The sequence below is a fragment of the Sphingomonas sp. NPDC019816 genome (assembly GCF_050274375.1).
Classification (GTDB): domain Bacteria; phylum Pseudomonadota; class Alphaproteobacteria; order Sphingomonadales; family Sphingomonadaceae; genus Sphingomonas.
Map to the genome: position 1 here is coordinate 1 of NZ_JBNNOB010000139.1, position 9,311 is coordinate 9,311.

Below are 9,311 nucleotides of genomic sequence, written 5' to 3' on the forward strand. Positions count from 1 at the left end.
AAGCGCGCATCCAAGACCCAGCACATGCTTGAAGTTACCCTCGACATCTTCCTCGCCAGAAAGCGATTGCAGAGTCCAAAGTAAACACTCCCCCCTTCAGGGGAGGGGGCGGGGGTGGGGCGTATCCGCAAGCGCGGCGTTCGTGGAGAGGCCCCACCCCAACCCCTCCCCTGAAGGGGAGGGGCTTGCTCAGGATGCGCGGTCGTCGCACCTCGACGGGGGCAGGTCGCCTCGGTCTTGCGCGTCAATGGACCCATTCGGGGTCGGTGGTGAAGACGATGGTCAGCCACAGGTCCGGGCTGTCATGGCCCAGCGCCTGGCCGATCTCGTCGCGCAGCGCGTCCCATTCCTCCAGTCGCCGTGCCGGCCAGTGGCGGGGCACGATGAAGTTCAGCTCGATCTGGATACCGCGCCCGACCCGTGCGACGAAGGCGCGATGGCCCAGAAAGCCATGCGTGGCATCGATCCTGTCCGCCACATCCTCGACCTGCACCCGCAGGTCATAGGGCGTCACCAGCAGGATTTCGGACAGCGCCTTGCGCACGCTGGTGATCGGCACGGGGATGATGACGATACAGATGATCATCAGCGCGACCGGATCGATATAGGGCGTCATCCACGCCCAGCGGCCGCCGTCGATCGCATGGCCGATGACGAAGGAGACGAACAGCGACCCGCTGAGCGCCGCCGTCATGCCCCAGGAGCGCGCGTCCATCGCGACGAAGTCCGACCCGATCGACTGGTTGGCCCGGCGTACGTAGAATGCCATCCCAAGGTCGATGATCAGGCTGATCCCCGTATATATCAGAACCGCGCCGAACGAGGGCACATGGCCGCCGCCCAGGATGATGCGGGTCGCATCCAGCATCGCATAGAGGGCCGCTCCGGTCAGGAGCATGCCGTTCACCCCCAGCACGATCGGTTCAAGATGCCAAAAGCCCATGGTGAAGCGCTGGCTATAGCTCTGGCCCATCGCGTCGGCCGCGTTCGACGCCGCGATCAGCCGCGCGACCATCAGCGCCAGGCCGGTCATCACCGCGTCGATCAGGCCGTACACACCGTCGAACATGATCGCCGACGATCCCGCGATCAGACCGATCACCGCACCCAGTACCGCCATCAGAAACGTCACTGCGATGGAAAGGCGTAGGATGCCCTGTTCTGTCTGCATGTCCCTGTGTCCCGAACCTCCGCGCCGGATAACCAATACGGCTACGTAATGGTGCCACGGCGCTGAATGTTTGGAGCGGGGTGGGACGACCTTTGGCGGGGATGATACCCCATGTGAAAACGGCCCGCCCATTAGGGCGAGCCGTTCTGCCACTCAAAATCCGAGACGGCGTGTCAGCGCGCGCTGGCTTCCACACCGGCGCCCATCGCGCCACGTGCCTCGTCGGTGGTGAAGGAAACGTTGGCGGTGCCGTTGAAACCGGTCACGCGGTGGCCCTTCACGACGAAGCGGAACGCCTCGCCGCCGGGATAGCGATGCCCCTCGATGACCGGATGGCCGTTCTCGGTCGACCGGGTATAGACATAGGTGCTGCCCTCGTGAACGAAGCGCTGCTCGCCTTCGGCGGCGACGGCACCGATGGTCGGAATGGCCGCGACGACGGTGGCGGCCAGGATCAGGATGGTCTTGCGCATGATCGAAACTCCCGCATGTGCGTTGAGCCGGATCAGGTCCTCTCGCGCGTTGGTTCGCGCTTTCAACTTTCGTCGGACAAATTATTGCGGTGCAGCACGGCCGGCAACTGCAAAGGGCTGTGCCGCGATTGCAGCGGGTGCATCCGTGCCGCGTCTTCGCCACGCATGATTTGAAGCGGCGCGCCGATGCCGCTAAAGCGCAACGCTTTGCTACCCCGATCGGACGATGTGATGACCCTCTACACCCGCTTTGCCGCGCATATCGATGCGGCGCTGGACACGCTGGTCGCCGCCGGCACGCTGCCCGGCGGGCTGGATCGCCGCAACGTCACGGTCGAGCCGCCGCGCGATGCCAGCCATGGCGACCTGGCCACCAATGCCGCGATGGTGCTGGCCAAGCCCGCCGGCACCAATCCGCGCGCGCTGGCCGAGGGGATCGCCGCCGAGCTGGGCAAGTTGGACGAGGTGGACAGCGTGTCGGTCGCGGGGCCGGGCTTCCTCAACATGCGCCTGACCGAGGCGGCATGGCGGGATGAACTGGCCGCGATCCCGCAGGCGGGCAGCGATTATGGCCGTTCGACGCGTGGGGCTGGCGTGACCGTCAACATCGAATATGTCTCGGCCAACCCGACGGGGCCGATGCATATGGGCCATTGCCGCGGCGCGGTGGTAGGCGACGCGCTCGCCACGCTGCTGGAGTTCGCGGGCCACAAGGTCATCCGCGAATATTATGTGAATGACGCGGGCGGCCAGGTCGACGTCCTCGCCCGCTCGGCGCACCTGCGTTACCGCGAGGCGCTGGGCGCGACGATCGAAATCCCGGAAGGCCTGTATCCGGGCGAATATCTGAAGCCGATCGGTGCCGAACTCGCCGCCGAATATGGCGATCGCTACGTGTCGGCCCCCGAAGGCGAATGGCTGGTCCTGTTCCGCACCCGCGCGGTGGCGGCGATGATGGCGATGATCCGCGACGACCTCGCGCTGCTGGGCATCCATCACGACCTGTTCTCCTCCGAGGCCGAGTTGCAGGCGGCGGGCAAGCCCGAGGCCGCCGAGGCCGAACTGCGCTCGCGCGGGCTGGTCTATGACGGCGTGCTGGAGGCCCCCAAGGGAGAGACGCCCGAGGATTGGGAGCCGGTCGAACTGCCGCTGTTCCGCTCCAGCCAGTTCGGCGACGACCAGGATCGCCCGATCAAGAAGTCGAACGGCGCCTGGACCTATTTCGGCGCCGACCTCGCTTATCACTATCAGAAGGCGCAGACCGCCGATCAGCTGATCGACATCTGGGGCGCCGACCATGCCGGCACCGTCAAGCGGATCGTCGCGGCGGTCGAGGCGCTGACCGGCGGCAAGACCAAGTTCGACGTGAAGCTCGTCCAGATGGTCCGCCTGCTGCGCGGTGGCGAGCCGGTGAAGATGTCGAAGCGCGCGGGCAATTTCGTGACGCTGGCCGATGTCGTGCGCGAGGTCGGCAAGGACGTGGTGCGTTTCACCATGCTGACCCGGCGCTCGGACGCGCAGATGGACTTCGACTTCGCCAAGGTGGTCGAGGCGTCGAAGGACAATCCCGTCTTCTATGTGCAATACGCCCATGCCCGCATCGCCTCGCTCAAGCGTCGCGCGGCCGAGGCGGGGATTGCCGGCGGCGCGGCCGATCTGGCGCTGCTCGATGCCGAGGATCTGGCGCTGGTGAAGCTGGCCGCGCAGTTCCCGCGTATCGTCGAGACGGCGGCCGCCGCGCGCGAACCCCATCGTATCGCATTCTATCTCTACGACCTGGCGGCGGCCTTCCATGCCGCCTGGAATGTCGGCAATGATCGCCCCGATCGCCGCTTCCTGATCGCCGAAGACGCCGCCGTCACCACCGTGCGTCTTTTCCTGGCCGATGGGATCGGGCAAATCATTCGTAACGGTCTGGCGCTAATGGGCGTCGAGGCTGTGTCGGAGATGAAGTGATGGCGGACGAGATGGACCTGCGCGGATATGACCGGCCGGAGGAGGATCGCCTTCCCTGGCTGGAGACGGTCGAGCCGGACGAACCCGAAAGCGTGGGCATCGGCAAGGTCGTGGCGCTGGTCATCATCGGCCTGGCGATCCTGGCCGCGATCGGCTTCGGCTTCTACAAGTGGCAGGCCAGCCGCGCCGCGAGCGACGGTGACGGCGCGCTGATCGCGGCGCCCGAGGGCGATTACAAGGTGCGTCCCGCCGATCCCGGCGGGTTGAAGGTCAAGGGCGAGGGCGATACCGCCATCGCCACCAGCGCGGGCAAGACCGGCGGCACCGGCGCGATCGACCTGCGCGCCGTGCCCGAAGCGCCGATGAACGGCACCCGTGTCGTCCAGAAGCCGAGCGAACCCAATGGCGGCCGCAACGCCGTGGCGCAGGTGCCCGAATCGGGCGGCAAGCTGGTCGCGCCCGCCCCGGTGACCGCCGCACGGCCCGCCCCGGCCGCCCCTTCGGGCAGCGGCTCGATGGTCCAGCTGGGCGCCTATCCCAGCGAGGCCTCGGCCAATGCGGCCTGGGACCGTTTCTCCAAGCGCTTTTCCTATGTCGCGGCGCTGGGCAAGGTGGTTCAGCCGGTCGCGTCGAACGGCAAGACGCTGTACCGCCTGCGCGTGAACGCCGGCAGCGCCAACCAGGCCGCCGATATTTGCGGACGCCTGCGCGTCGCGGGCGAGGCCTGCTTCGTCGCCAGTTGATCGATCACACCCCCGGTGCTGGTGCGCCGGGGGCCGGAGCCTGTCATGATCCCCGTCATTTTCGGCCTGTCGGGCCCGGTGCTCACCCCCGATGAGCGGGCGTTCTTCGCCTCGGTCGAGCCGGCGGGCTATATCCTGTTCAAGCGCAACATCGTCGACCGAGGGCAGGTGCGCGCGCTGACCGACGATCTTCGTACGCTGGCGGGGCGTGACGATCTGGCCATCCTGATCGATCAGGAAGGCGGCCGTGTCGCCCGCATGGGGCCGCCCGAATGGCCGGCTTTCCCCGCCGGTCCTGCCTTCGCCAAACTCTATGACATCGCGCCCATGTCCGCGATTCAGGCGATGCGCGCCAATGGGCAGGCGCTGGGCCTGATGCTGCGCGAGGTCGGCATCACCGTCGACTGCGCGCCGCTGCTCGATGTCGCGCAAGCCGATACCACCGAGGCGATCGCATGTCGCGCTTACGGCGCAGAACCGATGCAGGTGGCAGCGCTCGGCCGTGCCATGCTGGAGGGACTGGCGGCGGCGGGCGTCGTCGGCGTGGTCAAGCATATGCCCGGCCATGGTCGCGCGCTGGTCGACTCGCACCATCTGCTCCCCACCGTCACCGCGAGCGATGCGGAACTGGCGGTCGACCTCGAACCCTTCCGCACGCTGGCCGCCGCACCGATGGGCATGACCAGCCATATCGTCTTCGAGGCCTGGGACGCCGGACGCCCCGCTACGCTGTCGCCGGTCGTGATCGAAGACATCATCCGCCGGCGTATCAGCTTCGACGGTTTGTTGATGACCGACGACATCGACATGAAGGCATTGAGCGGCACCGCCGGCGAGAAGGCGGCGGGCGCACTGGCCGCCGGGTGCGATCTCGTCCTCGACTGCTGGGCGCGGATGGACGAAATGGTCGAGATCGCGGGCCGGGTTCCGCCTATCTCCGAGGCGGCGCGGGCGCGGCTCGATCGGGCCATGGCCAGTGTCGGGGCGGGGGAGGGCGACTTCGTCGACCTGATCGCCCGGCGCGACGCGCTCCTCGCGCCGGCAGAGTAAGCGTTAAATTCCTCCCCTGTAAGGGGAGGTGGCAGGCCGAAGGCCTGACGGAGGGGTGTCGCCCCTCTCGATAGTGGGACACCCCTCCACCATGCTTCGCATGGTCCCCCTCCCCTTGCAGGGGAGGAATAAGGGTCATCGTTCCACGAACAATCGCAGCACATTCTGCACGAAAGCGTCCCGCACCGCAGGGGCGTGCCAATCCGCCATCGTCACCGACCGCATCATCAGCGGCATCGCCACCGCCCCCAATAGCAGGCTGACATACAGCGCCGGATCGCGTCCCGGCCGGGCAGGACCATGCGCCTCGGCGACGATCGGCAGCATCGCGTCGCGGTACACCTCCCACATCCGCGCGATCACATAGTCGCGTCGCACGCCCGGTCGCGAAATCTGGTCGATGAAGAACCGGCCCAGATCGGGCAGCTCCAGGTTCAGCCGCACAAACGCCTCGACCGCACCGGCCAGGCGGTCTCGCGCCGGTGCGTCGGGGCCTTGCGCGACATCCGCGAACATGTCCTCCAGCCGGCGCGAGACATCGTCGACGATCGCCTGCCACAACCCCATCTTGCCGTCATAGCGCCGGGCGATCAGCGCGGCGTCGACCCCGGCCGCCTCCGCGACCTGACGCAAATGGGTCCCCTCCCAGCCATGCCGGGCAAAGGCGGCGACGGCGGCGTCGAGGATCTGGCGGGGAGCGGGGCCTTCCTCTTTACGGGGACGCCCTCGGGTGCGGCGAGCGATCATGGTCGTCATTATGCACGTGGATAAATCAACCAGCGATGATTTAAAAGGTTGTCGCCGGTCGGTCGGGCCGGCGCGTCTCGCCTTCGGGGCGGATCGTCGCTAAGCTCGCCGCGATGACGGGGGAACAGCTGACGCTTGATCTGGACGGGTGGGAGGGACCGCTCGATCTTCTGCTGTCGCTGGCCCGGTCGCAAAAGGTCGATCTGCGCCAGATTTCGATCCTCGCGCTGGTCGAGCAATATCTCCGCTTCGTCGACCGGGCGGGGCGTATGCAGCTGGAACTGGCGGCCGATTATCTCGTGATGGCGGCGTGGCTCGCCTATCTCAAATCCGCGCTGCTGCTGCCGCGTCAGCCTGAGGAGGAGCCCGACCCCGAGGAACTGGCGCTGCGTCTGCAACTCCGGCTCGAACGGCTGGCGGCGATGCGCGAGGCGGGGGCGCGGCTGATGGCGCGGGATCGGCTGGGCCGCGATGTATTCGCGCGCGGCGCGCCCGAGGGGTTGGCGGTCCAGCGCAAGGCGCTGTGGCAGGCCGAACTCTATGACCTGATCTCTGCTTATGGCCGGATCAACGCGCGCACCCGCCCGGTCATGCACGTCGTCGCCGATCGACAGGTGATGACGCTGGAGGTCGCGCTGGAGCGGGTGTCGATGCTGGTGGGGGCCCGCGTCGACTGGTCGGCGATCGAGACCTTCCTGCCCGATGGCAGCGAGCGCCTGCGGCGCTCGGCGCTCGCCTCCAGTTTCCTGGCGGTCCTGGAACTGGCGCGGCAGGGCAAGGTCGAGTTGCGGCAGGCCGAACCCTTCGCGCCGCTGTTCGTACGGCAGCCGGCATGAGCGAGATCGATCCGACAGTGCGCGCGGTCGAGGCCGTGCTGTTCGCTTCGACCGAGCCTATGGCGATCGATTCGATCCGGGCCTATGTCCCGGATACCGACAATGCCGCCATCCGCGCCGCGCTCGACGCGCTGGATACGCAGTATCGCGGCCGGGGCATCGCGCTCGTCCGGCGTGGCGATCGCTGGCATTTCCAGACGGCGCCCGATCTGGCGCATCTGCTGCGCCGCGACCGCGAGGAGGCGCGCCGCCTGTCGCGCGCCGGGATCGAGACGCTGGCGATCATCGCCTATCACGAACCCGTCAGCCGCGCCGAGATCGAGGCGATCCGCGGGGTTGCCATCTCCAAGGGCACGCTCGACGTGCTGATGGAGGCGGGGTGGGTCCGCCCCGCCGGCCGCCGCGAGGTGCCGGGGCGGCCGCTGATCTATGCGACGACGCCCGCCTTCCTGCAGCATTTCGGGCTGGCCAGCCGCCGCGACCTGCCGGGGCTGGAGGACCTGCGCGCCGCCGGGCTGCTCGATCCGGTCGATCTCGCCCTCGAAAAGCTGGAGGACGAGGCGGATAACGTGGCATCGGCGGCGTCGGACAGCGAATGAGCTTTCCTTTGCGTCACCGCTACGTCACAATGCGCAGGCACGGCACCGCATCCCAGATCGGGCGTGTCCGCATCGCTCGACCATTGCCGCTGGCGATGCCAAGGCCTAGATAGACCATAGATTCCCAGGAGACGTGCCATGGGCAGCTTTAGCCCGATCCACCTTCTTGTCCTCGCCATCGTCGCCATCCTGCTGCTCGGCGGCGGCCGCTTCTCGAACCTGATGGGCGACGTCGCCAAGGGCGTGAAGAACTTCAAGAAGGGCATGGCCGAGGAAGACGAAAAGCCCGCCAAGCCCTCCGCCCGTATCGAGGCGCAGAAGTCGGCCGAGCCCGCCTTCGACCGCGATGGCGAGCGCGTGCGCGACGATCGCTGATCCGGTTCTCCAGCTAGCACCGGAGTTTCATGTTCAACATCGACTCGAGCGAGTTTCTGCTCGTCGCCGTCGTGGCGCTCGTCGTCATCGGTCCCAAGGACCTGCCCAAGGCGATGCGCGTCGTCGGCTATTGGGTGGGCAAGGCGCGCGGCGTGTCGCGCCAGTTCCGCCAGGGCTTCGACAATATGGTGCGCGAGGCCGAACTGGAGGAGATGGAGAAGCGCTGGGCGGCGGAGAATGAGCGGATCATGCGCGAGCATGCCGCTGACACGCCCCCGACGATGATCGATACGCCACCCGCCGACTCCCAGCCGGCGCTGGCCGATCATTCCGACGCCGCCGTCACCGCCGCGCAGCATGACGACCAGGGCGATCGGCCGGTGATGGTGGAGAAGCCGGTCGTCGGGCCGGCCCCCGGCGATGCCCACACGCCCCGCCCCAATGAAGGGGCCGCGTCGTGAGCGAGCATGACGAGATCGATGCCAGCCGCGCGCCCCTGCTCGAACATCTGATCGAGCTTCGCCGCCGTCTGCTCTATTGCATCATCGCGATCGGCGTCGCCTTTGGCGTGTCGATGTATTTTTCGGAGGCGATATTCGGCTTCCTGGCCAAGCCGCTGCTCGCGGCGGGGCAGGGCACGATGATCTATACCGAGATTTTCGAGGCCTTCTTCGTCCAGGTGAAGGTCGCCTTCTTCGCCGCGATGATGATCGCCTTTCCGGTGATCGCCAACCAGCTATGGCAGTTCGTGGCGCCGGGGCTGTACCGCAAGGAAAAGAAGGCGCTGCTGCCCTTCCTGCTGGCGACGCCGGTGCTGTTCCTGATGGGCGCGGCGATGGCCTATTATATCGCCATCCCGATGGCGCTGCACTTCCTGCTGGGCTTTGACGGCATGGTCGGCGGCGTGAAGCGCGAGGCGCTGCCCGCGATCGGCAATTACCTGTCCTTCGTGATGCAGTTCCTGTTCGCCTTCGGCCTGGCCTTCCTGCTGCCGGTGCTGCTGATGCTGTTGGAGCGGGCCGGCATCGTGACGCGCAAGCAGCTGATCGCTGCGCGGCGTTACGCCATCGTGGCGGCGACCGCGATCGCGGCGGTGCTGACCCCGCCCGATCTGATGTCGCAGGTCCTGCTCGCGGTGCCGCTGATCATCCTGTACGAGCTGGCGATCATCGGTATCTGGTTCACCGAGCGCAGCCGGGCCAAACAGGGCGATGCGGAGGATGCGGAGGCCGACGCGGTCGCGTAATCCCCTATGTGGGTTTGGTGGAAGGGGCCTCGGCGAAAGTCGAGGCCTTTTTTGTTGCGGGGTGCCGGGCGTGGCCTTCGACTTCGCTCAGGCTGAACGGCGGCCCCAATCCATC

General features: G+C 67.1%; 11 protein-coding genes. 8 read left to right on the plus strand and 3 right to left on the minus strand.

Annotated elements, in window-relative coordinates; translation table 11 throughout:
* Positions 1–244: 244 nt before the first annotated feature.
* Positions 245–1,171, minus strand: a complete 927-nt coding sequence (locus ACQKJZ_RS16090) for a cation diffusion facilitator family transporter (RefSeq protein WP_427732320.1) — start codon at positions 1,169–1,171, stop codon at positions 245–247.
* A gap of 173 nt (positions 1,172–1,344) precedes the next feature.
* On the minus strand, positions 1,345–1,644 hold the full coding sequence (locus ACQKJZ_RS16095; RefSeq protein WP_312490600.1) for a hypothetical protein: 300 nt from the start codon (positions 1,642–1,644) through the stop codon (positions 1,345–1,347).
* A gap of 231 nt (positions 1,645–1,875) precedes the next feature.
* Between ACQKJZ_RS16095 and argS the strand changes: the two genes are divergently transcribed.
* The 3 genes from argS to ACQKJZ_RS16110 are packed head-to-tail and all read left to right on the plus strand — an operon-like array spanning position 1,876 to position 5,393.
* Entirely contained in the window at positions 1,876–3,600 is a 1,725-nt protein-coding gene (gene argS / locus ACQKJZ_RS16100) for an arginine--tRNA ligase (protein WP_427732322.1), read from the plus strand.
* Positions 3,600–4,343 (plus strand): SPOR domain-containing protein, encoded by a 744-nt coding sequence (locus ACQKJZ_RS16105; protein WP_427732324.1) that lies wholly within the window; start codon positions 3,600–3,602, stop codon positions 4,341–4,343. The genes argS and ACQKJZ_RS16105 overlap by 1 nt, the downstream gene beginning before the upstream one ends.
* A gap of 45 nt (positions 4,344–4,388) precedes the next feature.
* Positions 4,389–5,393: a glycoside hydrolase family 3 N-terminal domain-containing protein gene (locus ACQKJZ_RS16110; protein ID WP_427732326.1), complete on the plus strand. Its 1,005-nt coding sequence runs from the start codon at positions 4,389–4,391 to the stop codon at positions 5,391–5,393.
* 135 nt (positions 5,394–5,528) lie between these two features.
* Here ACQKJZ_RS16110 and ACQKJZ_RS16115 read toward each other — a convergent pair whose 3' ends face one another.
* Positions 5,529–6,149, minus strand: a complete 621-nt coding sequence (locus ACQKJZ_RS16115; protein WP_427732328.1) for a TetR/AcrR family transcriptional regulator — start codon at positions 6,147–6,149, stop codon at positions 5,529–5,531.
* Between the two features lie 104 nt (positions 6,150–6,253).
* Here ACQKJZ_RS16115 and ACQKJZ_RS16120 point away from each other — a divergent pair, with 104 nt between their 5' ends.
* From ACQKJZ_RS16120 to tatC, 5 genes are all read left to right on the plus strand, one after another.
* Positions 6,254–6,976, plus strand: a complete 723-nt coding sequence (locus ACQKJZ_RS16120) for a segregation and condensation protein A (protein WP_427732330.1) — start codon at positions 6,254–6,256, stop codon at positions 6,974–6,976.
* Positions 6,973–7,575 carry an SMC-Scp complex subunit ScpB gene (gene scpB / locus ACQKJZ_RS16125; protein WP_427732332.1) on the plus strand — a complete coding sequence of 201 codons (603 nt, stop codon included), beginning with the start codon at positions 6,973–6,975 and terminating at the stop codon, positions 7,573–7,575. Before ACQKJZ_RS16120 ends, scpB begins: the two co-directional genes overlap by 4 nt.
* A gap of 138 nt (positions 7,576–7,713) precedes the next feature.
* Positions 7,714–7,950, plus strand: a complete 237-nt coding sequence (locus ACQKJZ_RS16130; RefSeq protein ID WP_007405493.1) for a Sec-independent protein translocase subunit TatA — start codon at positions 7,714–7,716, stop codon at positions 7,948–7,950.
* Between the two features lie 29 nt (positions 7,951–7,979).
* Positions 7,980–8,411, plus strand: coding sequence for a Sec-independent protein translocase protein TatB (gene tatB, locus ACQKJZ_RS16135; protein ID WP_427732334.1), 432 nt, complete (start codon positions 7,980–7,982; stop codon positions 8,409–8,411).
* Complete coding sequence (gene tatC, locus ACQKJZ_RS16140; protein WP_427732336.1) at positions 8,408–9,196, plus strand: twin-arginine translocase subunit TatC; 789 nt, start codon at positions 8,408–8,410, stop codon at positions 9,194–9,196. Before tatB ends, tatC begins: the two co-directional genes overlap by 4 nt.
* Positions 9,197–9,311: the final 115 nt, after the last annotated feature.